This window comes from Sporosarcina obsidiansis, assembly GCF_009651005.1.
Classification (GTDB): domain Bacteria; phylum Bacillota; class Bacilli; order Bacillales_A; family Planococcaceae; genus Sporosarcina; species Sporosarcina obsidiansis.
In genome coordinates this window covers 288611-304946 of the sequence record NZ_WHVW01000001.1, presented here as the reverse complement: position 1 = coordinate 304946, position 16336 = coordinate 288611, and the positions used below count along the sequence as shown (strand labels likewise).

Annotated in this window: 16 protein-coding genes; 3 read left to right on the top strand and 13 right to left on the bottom strand. The window is 37.9% G+C overall.

From position 1 onward, the window contains the following. Positions 1-143 precede the first annotated feature (143 nt). Positions 144-1055, top strand: a complete 912-nt coding sequence (locus GD002_RS18090) for a methyl-accepting chemotaxis protein (protein ID WP_153730504.1) — start codon at positions 144-146, stop codon at positions 1053-1055. Positions 1056-1129: 74 nt separating this feature from the next. Here GD002_RS18090 and GD002_RS01265 read toward each other — a convergent pair whose 3' ends face one another. Both GD002_RS01265 and GD002_RS01260 read right to left on the bottom strand, forming a co-directional pair. Then, entirely contained in the window at positions 1130-2755 is a 1626-nt protein-coding gene (locus tag GD002_RS01265) for a M20/M25/M40 family metallo-hydrolase (RefSeq protein ID WP_153730503.1), read from the bottom strand. Positions 2756-2877: 122 nt separating this feature from the next. Then, positions 2878-3408, bottom strand: coding sequence for a DinB family protein (locus GD002_RS01260; RefSeq protein WP_408020064.1), 531 nt, complete (start codon positions 3406-3408; stop codon positions 2878-2880). A gap of 330 nt (positions 3409-3738) precedes the next feature. Here GD002_RS01260 and GD002_RS01255 point away from each other — a divergent pair, with 330 nt between their 5' ends. Both GD002_RS01255 and GD002_RS01250 read left to right on the top strand, forming a co-directional pair. After that, a complete protein-coding gene (locus GD002_RS01255) occupies positions 3739-5091 on the top strand; it encodes a YjiH family protein (RefSeq protein ID WP_153730501.1) in 1353 nt (450 codons plus the stop codon). A 248-nt stretch (positions 5092-5339) separates the two neighbouring features. Further along, complete coding sequence (locus tag GD002_RS01250) at positions 5340-5534, top strand: hypothetical protein (protein WP_153730500.1); 195 nt, start codon at positions 5340-5342, stop codon at positions 5532-5534. Here GD002_RS01250 and GD002_RS01245 read toward each other — a convergent pair. From GD002_RS01245 to GD002_RS01195, 11 genes are all read right to left on the bottom strand, one after another. Further along, positions 5505-5846 (bottom strand): antibiotic biosynthesis monooxygenase, encoded by a 342-nt coding sequence (locus tag GD002_RS01245; protein WP_228548241.1) that lies wholly within the window; start codon positions 5844-5846, stop codon positions 5505-5507. The two genes, GD002_RS01250 and GD002_RS01245, sit on opposite strands and share 30 nt — an antisense overlap. Continuing rightward, on the bottom strand, positions 5846-6265 hold the full coding sequence (locus GD002_RS01240; protein ID WP_153730499.1) for an ankyrin repeat domain-containing protein: 420 nt from the start codon (positions 6263-6265) through the stop codon (positions 5846-5848). Before GD002_RS01240 ends, GD002_RS01245 begins: the two co-directional genes overlap by 1 nt. Continuing rightward, the gene (locus tag GD002_RS01235) at positions 6231-7046 is read right to left on the bottom strand and encodes an ABC transporter ATP-binding protein (protein WP_153730498.1); all 816 of its coding nucleotides are present in this window, start codon (positions 7044-7046) and stop codon (positions 6231-6233) included. The genes GD002_RS01240 and GD002_RS01235 overlap by 35 nt, the downstream gene beginning before the upstream one ends. Further along, a complete protein-coding gene (locus tag GD002_RS01230; protein ID WP_408020067.1) occupies positions 7033-8064 on the bottom strand; it encodes a FecCD family ABC transporter permease in 1032 nt (343 codons plus the stop codon). Before GD002_RS01230 ends, GD002_RS01235 begins: the two co-directional genes overlap by 14 nt. A 4-nt stretch (positions 8065-8068) precedes the next feature. Beyond that, on the bottom strand, positions 8069-9037 hold the full coding sequence (locus GD002_RS01225; protein ID WP_153730496.1) for an ABC transporter substrate-binding protein: 969 nt from the start codon (positions 9035-9037) through the stop codon (positions 8069-8071). A 1252-nt stretch (positions 9038-10289) separates the two neighbouring features. Next, complete coding sequence (locus GD002_RS01220; protein WP_153730588.1) at positions 10290-12299, bottom strand: ABC transporter permease; 2010 nt, start codon at positions 12297-12299, stop codon at positions 10290-10292. Continuing rightward, positions 12289-13056: an ABC transporter ATP-binding protein gene (locus tag GD002_RS01215; protein WP_153730495.1), complete on the bottom strand. Its 768-nt coding sequence runs from the start codon at positions 13054-13056 to the stop codon at positions 12289-12291. The genes GD002_RS01220 and GD002_RS01215 overlap by 11 nt, the downstream gene beginning before the upstream one ends. 56 nt (positions 13057-13112) lie before the next feature. Next, the gene (locus GD002_RS01210) at positions 13113-13529 is read right to left on the bottom strand and encodes a hypothetical protein (protein ID WP_153730494.1); all 417 of its coding nucleotides are present in this window, start codon (positions 13527-13529) and stop codon (positions 13113-13115) included. A 166-nt stretch (positions 13530-13695) separates the two neighbouring features. Next, entirely contained in the window at positions 13696-14700 is a 1005-nt protein-coding gene (locus GD002_RS01205; RefSeq protein WP_153730493.1) for a sensor histidine kinase, read from the bottom strand. Continuing rightward, entirely contained in the window at positions 14697-15365 is a 669-nt protein-coding gene (locus GD002_RS01200; RefSeq protein WP_153730492.1) for a response regulator transcription factor, read from the bottom strand. Before GD002_RS01200 ends, GD002_RS01205 begins: the two co-directional genes overlap by 4 nt. Before the next feature lie 254 nt (positions 15366-15619). Beyond that, entirely contained in the window at positions 15620-15838 is a 219-nt protein-coding gene (locus tag GD002_RS01195) for a hypothetical protein (RefSeq protein ID WP_153730491.1), read from the bottom strand. Between the last annotated feature and the right edge of the window lie 498 nt (positions 15839-16336).

Genomic DNA, 16336 nt, shown 5'->3' with positions numbered 1-16336 from the left:
CCGCAATATAGTAACTTCGAATTATAGTCACATATAAAATTTTAATTTCTCTTACTGTTCTATTCCTTTAGACTCTATGGTTTAATTAATATAACAAATTTAACCACCATCGTATGATATTTAATCTATAGGAGGCTTAGTTTATGGTAAAATCTATGATTCAACAGGTTACCGATCAGGATGTTGTGAAGGCAATGGAAGACAATTTAGCGATTATTCGATTTACTATGGACCGTCGTGTTGCGTATGTGAATAAAAACTTCGCCCAAACGATCGGCTATCAACCAGAAGAAATGATCGGCATGAAGCATGAAACATTTTGCTTTCCAAACTTTTTAAAAAGCGATGCCTATGAAACACAATGGATTAATTTATCTAAAGGAATTAGCTTTCAAGGAAAAATCCAGCGAAAATCGAAATCGGGTGTCCCTGTCTGGCTTGAAGCTACGTATATACCCATTTTCAGCGAAGACCATAAACGAGTAATAGGTGTCTCAAAAATTGCTACAGATATTACTTCTCGTCATAACTCTGTTGTAGAAGTCGTAAATGAAATGCACCAAATGGCAGAAGTGTTATCTGAACGAGCAGATATTGGGGAGAAAAGAAGTAATGAACTTCTTACAATGATTAAAGGGATAGCAGAAGTGTCCGAGCAAAACAATCAATCTCTACGCAACTTGGAGGCACACTCAAATGATATCCAAGGGATTGTTACAACCATTCGGAAAATTGCCAGTCAAACAAATCTACTGGCACTTAATGCTGCTATCGAAGCGGCCCGAGCTGGAGAATACGGAAGAGGATTTGACGTAGTGGCGAAGGAAGTCCGAAAGCTATCTGGTAATGTGGAAGAGTCTATTATTGAAGTTCGAAGAGGGATTGAAACCATCACAGAAGATATCGGGGTCATATCTAAAGGGACTTCATTGGCTCAACAAAACATTGTGCAATGCCAACAAGAAATTGAAATCGCGATGAAAGAGTTCCAATCGATCGCTTTATCGGCTACGGCTTTAGAAAACCAATCCCAGGAAGTGAGTCGAATCATTTAAACAACAACTTTAAGTATAATAATGCTCCTGTCTTTTTTCAGACAGGAGCGTTACGTTATGAAGGAAGGAGAACTTTACCTAGACTTCGGCTTCTGTTGCATGCCCGCCAATTTTTTTACAAGCTGTTCTAGAAGTACAGGCATTTCTTTAAACGCACTATCGATATGGACGCGCTCTGTCTTTTGGTGAGCGTCCTTACCGAATGGACCAACGTTTAGTACAGGAGCTGTTAATTTTCGCATATCCTCAAAAGGAATATCATATGTGGCGCCATAAACTGGTGTATTATTAGCGAAAGCCTTCCAATTATCCTCTTTATCCTGGTAATGAACATAGCTTAAATCACAAATCCCGTTAAAATAATGGACTTGTTCCAGTGCCAAATCAAATGCTTGGGCCCTGTCTTTCAAGAACTGAATCGATTCAATGACCAGAGGATCCTCAGAAGAATTCACTGCAGGATAATAAGGTGGTGCGTAAAACAGTACAACGGCAGGACCAAGTTCTTGGCACTCAATCATTAATGTATCGACAATGCGAATCGATTGTTCTCGATCATCCCAATCTTCCTGCAACAATACTTCTTGCTTGAGGCGCGCCACTTCTCCTTCTCCAAGCTTGTTGTGCGCATATTCCAATAGTTCCTCGAAACGCATGACCCGAATATTACCGACTGGTTCTGCATTTTCACGTGCACAGACTGTACGATACGCTTCATTACATTGTGCCATTGCATCTTTTGCCACTCGCTCAAACAGGTTTAGTACCTCAGCTGCTGACTGCTTGAAAACGAACACATTATACAAAGCGGCTGCTCGCTGCGGTGTTTGTGTGGAGTATTGTATTTTTAAATCTTTCTGCAGTAAGGTAACAGGCAATGGCGTAGATTCACCGCGATCAGACTCTTGAAACAGCGGATTCCACTCCATGGCCTGTGTTAAAAAGGACGCCATATAATCTGCAGTAATTCCTTTTAACGGCTCCCCTACATGCGTTTCCTTACCATAGAATAAAGCTGCAGGCATAATTTTACCAATCGTCCCCGAATACATATATTCCTTCGTATCAGTAGGTCCTTGAGAAAAAGAAGGCTCTCCGTTTAGGAATAATTTGTAACGTAGACCTGTTTCCTCTTGCAAACGAACGAGCTCTTTAACAGCTGCACGCATTCCAGCAGAATTTACTTCTTCGTCAGGTACTGTACAGAGTAATAAATTAATCGGCCACATTTCCAAGCTCGCCCGCTCAATTAGCTGCATATGCAAGGCAAGCCCCATCTTCATATCCATCGTGCCGCGGCCAAACAAATAGTTACCTGACTCCAAGTCACTTCTCGCCGCTTCCGTCAAGGTTTCTTTGCTTTCCAATAATTTTTTCGTCAGCTCTTCTGGATGAAATGCAAGCGGCTCAAGTGCTCCATATTCATCTGTGTGCACCGTGTCAAAATGACTAATTAGTACAATCGTATCGGAAGCATCAGGATGTGTGTAAAGTGCTTGAACCACTTGCCTTCCAAGCCCAGCATCATGAAGTGTCACTTGCTCGGGATGTTCTTTAAAATAAGATAACTCGCCTAATTTATTTTGTAATTTCCATGAAAAGAAACGCTCTCCTTCTGTCAATGTACGGCTATCCCAACTAACAAGCTCGCATAATAGACTTCGTAACTTTTCAGGCGTGTCGAAATGAGACTGATTCATCTACTCTCCCCCTTTTCTACTTACGTAAAGTATAGCTGAAAATTCACAATAATGAACCGCTATATCTGTTTGTATAAAAAAAAGGACTTGTACCAGATAATGGCCAAGTCCTTTCCTATATATTATTTAGACGATTGATATATCAGAGAGAAATCAGACTTCACATGCTCCACAGCTCTTCTCAATTGTCTCAAATGACGTTTCTCGTGGAACCCGACAAATCGGAACCATTGAATTAACGGAACATGTCCGAAAACGGGATGCTTAAAAGATTTTCCTCGAAGCTCATCCTCACTAGCCGAATCATAAATATCAAGTAAGTAATTTCGTGATTCATGCAATCGTTCTTTAATCTCTGAAGTCGAAAGATACGTATCAGTCGGTTCTGTGTATTCCATAAAATAAGCCTTGATTAGAGGACTGGCCGAGACAACAATCGGCTTTTTGAATACACGGAGACTGTCAGGGTTTTTTAATTCTTTGGCGATGTTTGTAGCTACCCGGCACTCCATTAACGCTAAATGTTCAACGATTTGCTTGGGAGACCAACCGCCGCATGATGGTGTTCCGTTAAATTCCTCATCTGTTAAGCCTTCGATCAACTGTAAGATGCGTTTACGGACTTTGATGTTTTCTCCAAAAACCACCAACATCCTCCTCCATTTCTACCTCATAATCAATACTATTGGAATAGCATACGCTTTTTTCTAGAAGATTTAAAGAGGAAACGTCTATTTTTTTACTTTTACTAACCTGTAATATCGCATTTACATTCATGTAATGTTTCTCTTGTTTAGTTATCATTCAACTGTAGGTACTCAATTTTCCAACTGATATTTGCAAAACCGCCTTATCCTAGTAGCAATAGAGTCCATTCACTGACTGAAAAGTTGCATTTTATGTTAAAGTATTTACATTGCGTGTTCACACCGTATAATGTATAAATATACATTCTTCAGATCAATTACGAGGAGAGACTTACATTGAAGAAATATAGCATCAGTACTTGGTTTGTATTTTTAATTCCATCGATCCTTGGAATTTTATTATTTATGGTTCCCCTTCCTCTTGCTGGCGGCTGGAAAGTACCCATTGCCAAGCTAGCTGACCTTATGGCAAGTGCACTGGAACCAATTATCCCTCAATTAATGATGATCCTCATTTCGCTTTCAGCGTTAGGTTCAGTTCTTTATCTATTTGTACAAAAGGACACACATCGTCCATCATTCTTTATGAATTTATTCAAGGTGACACCATTCTGGACGATCACTCGCATCATTGGAGCAATTTTCTCCATTATGGTCGTCTATCAACTGGGGCCTGAAGCCATTTGGAGTGAAAATACAGGTGGTCTTTTATTAGCGAAAGATGGTCTAGTTTCCTTTTTATTCAGTATCTTCTTATTCGCAGGACTGTTGCTCCCTTTATTGCTGAACTTTGGTTTGTTAGAGTTTTTCGGAACGCTGATGGTCAAAGTGATGAGACCATTATTCAAACTGCCAGGTCGTTCTTCTATCGATGCCCTCGCTTCATGGATTGGGGACGGAACGATCGGTGTTTTACTTACAAGTAAACAATACGAAGAAGGTTACTATACTCAGCGAGAAGCTGCCATTATTTCGACAACGTTTTCAGTTGTATCCATTACGTTTTCATTGGTCATCATCGAAAAAGTTGGGATGGGAGACTACTTTATACCATTTTACGGAACCGTTATTTTGACGGGTTTGATTTTGGCACTCATCATGCCAAGGATTTATCCTTTACGTTCTATTAAGAATACGTATATTGATGACCGAGAGTTTTCATTAGAAGACGAGCAACTACCTAAGGGGAAAAATGTATTTTCATTAGGCTTGGATAACGCATTACAAACAGCTTCTAAGCAACGTTCAATCGGAAAAACATTCAGAGCCGGAATGCAAAATGTACTGGATATGTGGTTCGGTGTCGCACCGGTTGTTATGGCATTCGGTACGATGGCGTTGATGGTAGCAGAATACACAAGTGTGTTTAGAATACTGGGGAAACCTTTTGAGTACATCTTACAATTTTTACAAATTCCAGAAGCTGCTGATGCTGCACAAACAATGGTTGTTGGATTTGCAGATATGTTCTTGCCTGTCATTTTAGCGGAAGGCATGATTTCTTCTCCTATTACGTTATTTACGATTGCAGCCATTTCAGTCGTCCAGCTCATTTATATGTCTGAAGTAGGTGGGTTAATCTTAGGTACGAAAATTCCACTGAATATTTTTGATTTACTTATGATTTTCTTGCTTCGTACAATTATTGCGTTACCGATTATTGCAGGAATTGCCCATTTATTATTTTAAGTGAAAACCGCAACAACCTATCACTGGTTGTTGCGGTTTTCTTCCTTTTCATCGCCACAGTTAAAGTTTATGATCACTTAAACTGCGTTATGAGCGCAGACCTTACATGCCGAATTCAAGTTACCCGTAAGTACGGTAACTCAATAAAAAAAACTGCTTTCCCGTTAAGGAAAGCAGCAAAAGGAACAGCTTGAAATCCATATTGTTTTCGTATCCCCAGAATGTCCGCGAGTAAGGGAGGGTTGCGAATGGGAGAATTCAATAATGTACTTTCAAGTGTCCACGCGATATACAGTGTTGCTTACGATATTCCGAAAGCCATCTATGCAGCGGAGTATTTGCATAGATCGTTTTCGGAATGGATAGGAAGCGGCAGAGCAATTGATCTAGCCTGCCGCCATGTCTCTAATCAGTCACTTTACTGCACTGGATTGTACCGGTAAGTGCTGCACCTTCACAGCGAACGTTGTCACTTCATTTCCAAGAATGGGACTTGGTTCTGTCGAAGGAGCTTTCACATCATGTGCTTTCGAATTTTCACGACTATGCAGCCAGTTTTCGAAGTATTTACGATCTTCCCATGTCGTGCAAACCTTCACTTCATCTCGTTCTTCTGCATCTTCTTTCAACAACACTTCCATGCGAATAAATCCTTCAAATGTATGCACAGCTTTCGCTTTCGCAAAACGAGCTGTCACTTGCTCCCCTTTTCCTTTTTCTACAAAAATTGTATTAATTGCTGTCATCATTTGCATTACACTGCCTCCAATTTCATCATCTCTAAATAGTCTACTACGTGTTGCGCTTGCTCTCCGCCTGCCACAGCATGACGTAATAACGGAATACCATGAGGTCCTTTTAACTCACTAAAATCGGGATACCATTTGTGCATAAATTGAACAATTTCCAATTCCCCTAGCATTGCCGCTGCAAAAATGTCCATGCGGGCGCCCTTCCCCACTAAATACTCTGCAATCTCCCGGTTTCCGGTATGGGCAGCTGCGCCCAAACCACTTTCCCAGTCATCGCCTCCCCAGTTCATTACCGCATGAACTAAATCGGGTTCCTGTTCGATCAGTTGCTGCACTTCCTCAAAATTCCCATGAGCCGCAATCAAAAATTGACGTACGAGCCCTTGATCAATTGGTTGTTTCTTTTCCCCTTCTGTTCTCATAACATTCTCCCTTTCGTAATTTACTAGGCGTGAAAAAGCACTTCCCATTATTCATAAAAATTTCCGCATCAATTTCAAAAATTGATTGAAACATATCTTTACATAAGACGCATTGTGGAATACCATCGAATCTTACACGTCCGTCCTTCAACACAATCAGCCGATCACTGTAACTTGCCGCTTGGTTAATATCATGAAGTACCATGACAACCGTCATCCCATATGTTTCATTCAGCTCCGTCACAAGCTCCATCACTTCTAGTTGATGTGAAATATCCAAATACGTAGTCGGTTCATCTAGCAATAAGATTTTCGGACGCTGGGCAATAGCCATCGCAATCCATGCACGTTGTCGTTCTCCGCCAGACAATGACTGTAACATTCGATTTTTATAAGCCCCTAAATTTGTTACATCTATTGCCCAATTAATAATCTCCTGATCTTCTGCACTAAGCTTCCCGTATGCTGATCGGTGAGGATGTCTGCCGAATTCTACTAGCTCTCCAACCGTGACATCCAATTGATGATCTTGCATTTGAGGTAGCATCGCCAAGTTTCTCGCCACTTCCTGCGATTTCATTTGCTTCAACTGCTCTCCATTCAACAGGACTTCTCCGCTTTCGGGTCTAATGAGTCGTGAAATCAATCGCAAAAATGTCGACTTACCCGAGCCATTTGGTCCTAACAGGCTGACGATTTCCCCTTGCTTGATATGCAGATCGATCGATGATAATTCGAATGAAGAGGAATGACGATAAGTAAGCTCTTTAGTTATCAGCAAATGAATCCCTCCGTTTTTGAATTAAATACAAGAAGAATGGTCCGCCTAGGAAGGACAGTAAAATTCCAACAGGCAATTCAATGGGATTAAACGCACTGCGAGCAATCGTATCCGCCACGACCACGAGCAATCCACCGCCGAGCGCGGAAGCAGGCAAGAGGAAACGATAATCTCCTCCTACAATCGAACGCATAATATGAGGTACCACCAGTCCAACAAAACCAATTAATCCTGAGACACTGACAGCCATTCCAGCTAATAACGTACTCAGAACAATCAAGAAAAATCGGCTTCTTTCTACGTTGTGTCCAAGCAATTTGGCTACTTCATCTCCTAATCGTAAAATTCGGATATGCTTAATCGAAAATGCTGCAAGGACGATCGCTACAATTGCGTAGTATATGATCATCTCGAATTGAACCCAACCTACACCTGCAATCCCACCCGCAAGCCAAGGCAAAACCGACTGTACCCGATCACTGTATAACAGCATAAGCGCACTCATAAAAGCACCGATAACCGCATTGATTGCTACACCGACCAGGATAATTCGCAACGGTGACGCACCGCCTCTCCATGACAGGGCATAAATGACCAGTGCAGTAACTAGTGCACCGAGAAATGCAGCCAGTGGTAAGAACATGATATACGCGGGAAATATAATCATGATCGTGGTCGCTGCAAGCCCTGCTCCGGAAGATACACCGATAATTCCTGGATCTGCGAGTGGATTACGCATAATTCCTTGCAAGATTGCACCTGACACCGCCAAACTAGTCCCAACGATTAACCCAACTAATACACGCGGAAATCGTAATTCCCATACAATGCGACGTTCCATCGTGTCATTAGCTCGGAAAATTCCATTCCAAATTTCTTGCACGGAGAACGAAACTGGACCGATCATCAAACTAGCGACAGCTGCGATCAAGAGCAAACTGCCACTTGTCACCAACACAATGAGACGCTGCCTAGCAAGTGGATGTCGTTCTTTCTGCGTCTGTTCGTGTGCAGCAATCATTTTATTTCACCTGGCCTAAGCTATCTTTCATCACATGTAGTGCCTCTACCACTTTGGTTCCTGGATTGGTACCAAATAAGTGAGAAGGCAATACGATCACATTTCCAGCCTTCACCGCGTCTAAGTTTTTCCAAGCTGGATTCTTCAACATTTCGCCTTCGAATGCAGCTTTGACAGCTTCCGGCTCACCATGCGTAATTAACATCACCATTTTAGGATTGCGTTCTATGATTTTCTCAACACTTAAGCTTGCGTACTGTGGATACTTTTCTTCATTCGGAAAATCACTAGCTATATTCTCTCCGCCTGCTAATTCTAATAGGTTTCCTGACAAGGAATTTGGAAGTGCCGCTAAATAGGTACCAGGTGCTCCATAGACGAGTAATGTCTTCACAGGATGAGCTTGTTCTTCTGTACTTTTCTGAATTGCACTAGCAATCGTGTCTTGAATTGTTTGCGCTTCTTTTTCTTTATCGAATAACTGTCCAAACAATCCAATTGTTTTTTGAATATCTTCAACAGAATTGGCAGCAGTGTACACTATTTTCGTTCCTTGACGCTCCATATTGGCTTCGTGCTGTTTGAAGCTCGGTGCGGCAATCAAAACGTCCGGATTTATTTCTGCAATCTTCTCAAAATTCGGCTGATGTGGATTCCCGATTTCAGGAATTTCTGCAAGTGCTTCTACTGGCGGGCCTTGAACAGTCGGACGCCCCGCTACTTCTATATCAAGTGCTAGTAACATATCTAAATCTCCTGAGCTCAATGTAGCGACTGATGATGGTGTTTGATCAAACGTCAGTGTCTGGCCTGTAAGATCTGTCACTTCGATACTTGAGTTTGCCGTCTCTACCTCTTCAGTTTTACTAGAAGCCGCTGCTTTATCAGCCGCTTTGTCTTCTCGAGTGCCACATGCTCCCAAAATCAACAGCAGTACGAACACACTTAACACACTTACTAATCTCTTCATCTCTCTTCAAACCCCCTCGTTTTAATGAGAACTCTTCTCATTGATAAATAGCATAAGTGATAATGATAATCATTGTCAAATAGATTTCAAATTATGATTCTTTAAGACTATACTGCTAACATAGAAGAAGATGTGTAATTAAGCCGCTCGTCCTCGTAGTATTCTATTGCTGGCAGATATCCTAGCTAATTCAATCAGCTCATACACATCCAATTTTCAAAAGTAGAAAATTCTACTTTTGTTAAGTAGTCTTCTATTACTTGCACTTATGTGACCAGTGAGTACAACCACGGTAATAGCCAGATCACAGCTGCAGCTAACACGACCGACACTTTTGACCACTTTATTTTTCTCGTGCGGATCATCTGCAGAAGGCATACGCTTGATGATAATCCATTACGCCTTGGCGTGATTGCGTTCGGAGGCTTTATCTGGATTCTGCTGAATTCAGATAAATAAAGCTGCACAAATCCCGACTAAAACCACAAGTGCTGTCAATATGCCTTTCATGACATTGGTTGCATTTGTATTTCAATGGTAGTTTATAGGATGTACGCTAGGAAGCTAGGAGATAAGATAACAAAAAGGTCAACTTCTCAACAAAAAATTGAGAAGTTAACCTTTTTAGTGTGCGATAATCGCGCCCGATTGTTGAAAATCGATATTCAACTAAAAATTTTGTTACTTTAATTACATAATACGAATCTCTCACTGTTAAGTCTATTCGCTTATTTTGTCTACCAATTAATTAAAATTATAAATGCCAGTACTACAATAGATAATGCTATGATAACTGATAGCCATCCAATCTTAACCCTACTTAATAAACGATCAATCATAAAGAATGAGATAGCCGACCCAAGACCAAATGCTTGTAATACTGCTCCGAAACCGCAATGTAATAAGAAGGAGATAATTTCACAACTATAAGATCCTTTAGCAATTTTCCTACTAATCCAGTCACTAAAGCAGGAAGCAATAACTCCGTATGTAATTACAAATAATAAGTTTAAATAATATAAATTGAAATATAAATTAAAAAATCGGTTCACTTCGAAGCTACCAAGTAGTGAAAAGATAAGTGCAAATAACAAACTACTAAGAATAGCAGTTAATATTTTTCTCTTTAAAATAATAGCAATTCCCTCCACTCTTATTTTGTTGATGTGTTGGTGGATTTATGTAAGATGCTTGGCTACTTTCGAACCAAGCATCCTTGTTAGTTCACCAATCAACATATATTTAATTAGAATTAGTTGCTATTTTTAACTATATTCTTAACACCAGCATACGTTGCATAAAAATATGCACCATATATTATGACAAGGAATAAAAAACTTGCTATGATACTTTGATAGTGAAATGCTAAAATATCATTAACTGCGGTTATTCCTACTATTGAATGAATAATAGCCAAGCCTAAGGGTACAAAAAAATAGATTAAGCTTTGTTTCAATATCGCTTTGTTTATTAATTTTTCAGTAACACCGATTTTCTTCAGGGACTTATATCGTTCCAGGCTGTCACTTGCGTCAGATAACTGCTGCAATGCCATAACTGCTGCGCTGGATATTATAAATATGAGACCTAAAAAAAGACCAATGAATACAATTATTGCTGCAAAACCATTTTCTTTATCTTGTATTTGATCCCTTGTACTCCCGATAACTAAGGCTGGAGAGATGTCTCTATATTGATCTTCCGAAAGCTTATTAAACAAGTTTGAAAATTTCTTCTCCGATTTCTCAAAATAGCGATCATCATATAGCACATTAAAACTTGTAAACTCTGTTTGCAGGTCTCCTTTAAAGTTATCAGGAATTATGAGATAAAAGAATTTGCTGCCTCCTGTGTTCTTTATACTCTCCTCTATAGGAGTTTCATTTTTGATGGTATATACTTTATCATCTATATTAATGCTGTTTTCATTTTTCATATAGTCAGGCAAAGCACTATTGACCCGACCATAGTTAGATACAACTAAAACCTCATTCTCCTTCAAATTTACAGCCTCTTGACCCTTAAGCTTTATAATTGAATTATAATCCGATATTTTAATGGCGGATACAGCGCCATCCAAATAATTTTTCTTTAAATCAATCTGCTCCTGACTGCTTAAATACTCTAATAACAAATTCTCAATAGTTAAATTAAGTTTGTATTCATCATAAAAGGAATGTTTTTCATATGTTTCAAATTTAAAGTTTATTTTATTTAAATATTCTTCTATATCATTTACCTTTGGATCTTCGTTTTTGTTATCAACGACGAGAAACGCAGAAGCGTCAAAAGGGATATTTTCTTCTAAATTTTTATCAACTGTTCCTTTCAAATCAAACGCCGTAAATAAAAGGGTAATAGTTAAAAAAAGCATAAGACATATTACAGTCATAGATAGAAAGTTAGTATTGATCTTGTTGTTTATCTGTCTTAATACAAATATATTTATATCTTTCAGATAAATTCTTTTGCTCTTTTGCACAATATGGATAAAGAAGTTAGAGAGACTGAAAAAGAATAACAGAGTTCCGATAACTCCCATCATGACAGTGACTGACAATTCACCGTTTCCAGCAGCTAAGCCGGTTTTTAGTATCCTGGTGTAAGCAGTTACTAACAATGCCATTGATAAAATAAATATTAACAATGATATAAAAGAATTCTTGAGCTTTACTTCTTCATTCTTCTTTGTAGCATTTAACATATCGATCAATTTGTATTTCGAAATAGTAAACTGATTGAAGATCATTACCAGCAGATAAATTATTCCAAAGTACAGAACCGATTTACCCACCGCGCTCAATGAAATAATAAACTTATATTTGTTCAGATCAACCGACAAGATGTTAGCCACAAGAAGCGACAGACCCTGCGATACGATAATTCCGAGTAAAATTCCTACCACAAGGGACAGCACACCTATTAAAAGGGTTTCAAAGATCAAGATTTTTGAAATTTTACGTTTTGACATTCCTAATGTCATATATATACCTAATTCTTTTTTCCGCTTTTTAATTAGAAATTTATTTGCATAAATGATCAGCCCGCCAAGAATAAAAGATACAAATACTGACGTTCCAGCAATAAGTTTATTCAGTGTTATCATAAAGCTGGCATTTTTATTTAATTCTAATATGGAATTTTGAGAATTAATCGAGTTGAAACTATAGAATATACATACTGCAAGGGTCAGTGTAAGGAAATATATTGTATAATCCCTAAAGCTTCTTTTTACATTGTTAATAGCTATTTTAAAGAACATTGCCAACATCGCCTCCAAGTAAAGTAACAACTTCAATTATTTTATTGAAGAATTCCTTTCTCGTATCTTCTCCACGTATTAATTCATTAAAAATCCGGCCATCTTTTATAAACAAAATTCTATTGGCATAGCTTGCCGTAAAGGAGTCGTGAGTAACCATCAGTATCGTGGATTGAAACTCTTTATTCAGTTTTTCAAATGAACCCAAAAGTAATCTTGAGGATTTTGAATCTAATGCGCCAGTAGGTTCATCGGCCAAAATAAGAGAGGGCTCAGTAACGATAGCCCTAGCACATGCAACTCTTTGTTTCTGTCCCCCTGACATTTGAAAGGGAAACTTGCTGAGCATTTCTGTAATTTCAAGTTTTTTCGCCACATCTTTAATCAGTTCATCTATTTCTTTTATTCCCCTATTTTGTATCGTTAAGGATAAAGCTATATTTTCGTAAGCAGTTAGTGTGTCAAGAAGGTTAAAATCCTGGAATATAAAACCTAATTCATCACGTCTAAATTCTTCCATGGCTTTTGCCTTAAGAACTGTAATATCTTGATTATTTATAATAATTTTGCCCGTCGTCACATTATCAATGGTTGAAATACAATTCAAGAGTGTCGTCTTGCCGCTGCCTGAAGGACCCATGATTCCTAGAAACTCTCCCTGTCTTACCTTAAAGCTTATATTGTCAATGGCTTTAGTTATATTTCCTTTATTACCATAATATTTTTCAATCTTTTCAACGCTTAGTATAGTTTGCATTATCTTTCCTCCATCTGTTTTATGAGATTTTCAAATAATCGTTTTCACATCTCTCTCTATTTTTTAATATCAAATTCGGCGTCTGTTTCTCGAATTTTCTTACCGTCTACATAAATCGTTACACTATAATCACCTTCATCAAGACCTTCGGGAACAGATAGCTCGGCTGTGAAGTATCCTGCTTCATTAAGCTTAATTCCTTCCTCCACTAACAATCTGTTTGCAGTTGCAATTTCACCTTTATACCATACGACTTCTGCTTTTTTTATCCAAAATCTGTTAGCTTTTGCACTGAAATAAATCGTATCCTCCGGTGAGAACTCAGTTGTTATCCCTACGGGTTTTCCCTTGTCATCGATACTTTTCGACACAACCCCATCTACAATCTTTGGATCCGTAATGTATTCGTATGCAAAGAAAACTCCAACAAATAAAAATATGACAGCCACTATGGTGTTTACTATTTTTTTCATTTCAATTCCCCCTAATCTGATTTCTTATACGTATCTTATCAGTAGTCATTAGGAGGACATATTTGTTTATATTTTATTAAAGTTACATTTTTGCAAGGTTAGGCATAAAAAAAAACGGATTTATAGCTATTGCCATAAATCCGTTACACTCAAAAAAACAATTCATTTAGTTTACGTTTCCTAAAGGAAAAATAATGCTAACCTTTGTTCCTTCTCCCGTTTTTGAAGTTAAGGTTAGTCCTAAGCCAAGCTGTGCAGCAAGTTTTTTGCATAAATAAAGTCCTATACCGGTAGACCTTCCAAACTTCCTTCCATTCTCGCCAGTAAACCCCTTTTCAAAAACTCTATTTATGTCCTTCTCTTTAATACCTATGCCATTATCCTCTATGGTAAGTACTATATTGTTTTCATTTCGAGTAGTAAATATTTTCACCTTACCAATACTTTCTCTAACGTATTTAATGGCATTTCCTATCACTTGATTTAATATAAATTCCAGCCATTTAACGTCGCTGTACACAATGCCTTCTACACCTTCAATATCAATAGAAATACTTTTGCTAATAAAGTCTCTGGAGTTTTTCTTGACGACGCTTCTTACAAGAGTAGCTAAAGAGACCTCTTTAATAATATAATCTTTGCTTACATTATTACTTCTTGAGTAATATAATACTTGTTCGATGTATTCTTCAATTTCCTTTATTTCAGTATTAATGTCTTTGGTAATATCATTTTGATTATTTTCTATAATTAACCTTGCTGATGCAATAGGGGTCTTGATCTCATGTACCCAGGTTTCTATATACTCTCTATACTCATGCTCCATATCTCTATATTTCTTTACATGCTCATGCATATCCTTGTTTGCCCGTTTTAATAAATCATATAAGAACTTACCTTCTATAAAATGGGGTTCTTTCACAATTTCAGACAATAGATATTTTTTATCCAAACTTTCCATTATATCGTTTAACTTAACGTAAAAGCTTTTTTGTTTAATAAATTCCACAATTATATAAGATAGAATGGGGAAAAACCATATGCAGAAAATCAGGAGAATTATTTTGCTGTTAATGTTAATTAGTAGCATAATCCCGCATATGATGATGAATAATATAAAATTGATTAGCAGAAATAACGTTCTATCTTTTAAATAATCTTTTATACTCATGGTAGTATATAACCTAATCCACGTCTTGTTTCTATATTTTCCTTCATCCCTACTCCTTCAAGTTTTTTTCTTAATCTCGTAATATTAACGGATAAATTATTATCATCAACAAATACATCAGAATTCCACATAAAGTCCATTAAATCATCCCTTGATACGATCTTTCCTTTATTTTTAATCAAGCAGGAAAGTATTTTGAGTTCATTTTTGGTTAGCTCTGCTGTCCTCTTATTATAAATAACAGAACCATTGGATAAATTAAGCTTTAGATCGTTATAAACAATAGTATCTCGGAGGTTAGATCCGTGAACTCTTCTTAATATAGTTTCAATCCTCGCCAAAAGAATTTGAGTATTAAATGGCTTTGTAATAAAATCATCAGCACCTAAATTCATACTCATAAGTTCGTCCATCTCGTTATCCCTGCTCGTAACGACTATTATTGGTACATCAGAGGTTTTTCTTATTTCTCTGCAAATATAGTATCCATCAAATATGGGCAGGTTAATGTCTAAAAGTATTAGATCAGGTTCTTCCCTTAGAGTATCATTAATAATATTTTCAAAATTTGTTGGCGCAACAGTCTCATATCCATATCTGATTAAAAAGGTTTTTAGTTCCTCTCTTATCTTTTCCGTGTCCTCAATAATAACAATTTTTGACATGAACACACTCCCTTTGTAAAATTTGCGGATCCTAATTGTTCTTTTATTTGGATAAGAAAATAAATGAGATTGTTCTACTATCTATAATAACAATAATTCCCTATAAAATATCTTTATTATGCCATAGACTCCAAGATTTCTTTAAAAACATTATTCAATTAAATGGCCCGTTTGCGGCACATCCGTTATTTCTTACTTTACTCAATATTAAAATTTCCAATAACCTCCATAATATTCGAAATGTCAACCAAGATTTATGATTTCCTTCTTTGATTCATCTCCCTAAGTTGCTTCATTTGTTTGCCTCCGAACGTGTCATTGTAAAAAACAGTTCCTTGCTCAGTTGGCACTTCTACTGCTGCTAAAAAAGTATTCTCTTCCTTTTCGGACAAAATATCTTCCGCGGTACAATCACTCAACACAAAAGCCTGATAATGGGGGTGGGCCAAATCCTTCAATAATACTGAAACCATTCCTTTCTAGACTTGAAGCAACTCCAGTGCAGACACCTGCTCTCCACGTAAAACGGCTAGATCAACACTCGCTTCGCATACAATGCCCACTGGCTCGTTTCTAAAAATAGATATTAACTACACGGTGAATCGGTCTGCCTCACGATAAAAAAGCTCCTCAGCGTGCTGAAAAGCCTCCTCCTACACCAGATATCCATATAATTTTGTTCGATAAGTAATCCAAGATTTATATCACTTTGGTTAGTTGGTTACGTTAATTTTTTTCGAAGATAACACCTGTAAAATTGACTGATGAATTTCTACAGCTTTTCATCCATCCACTGCTAGTTGACTTCTGGAAAAAGCAATTCCCCATCTCCAAAGCGATACGAGGGCCACTCACCGTACACTCTATAAAGAAGTTCGCTTAAACTTGATCAGCAACAAAAAGGAATGGCTGCACTCTAAACTATTAGTCACCAGCGAAGGCGCAACTGCGGGGTCAGCCGAAGCCAAGAG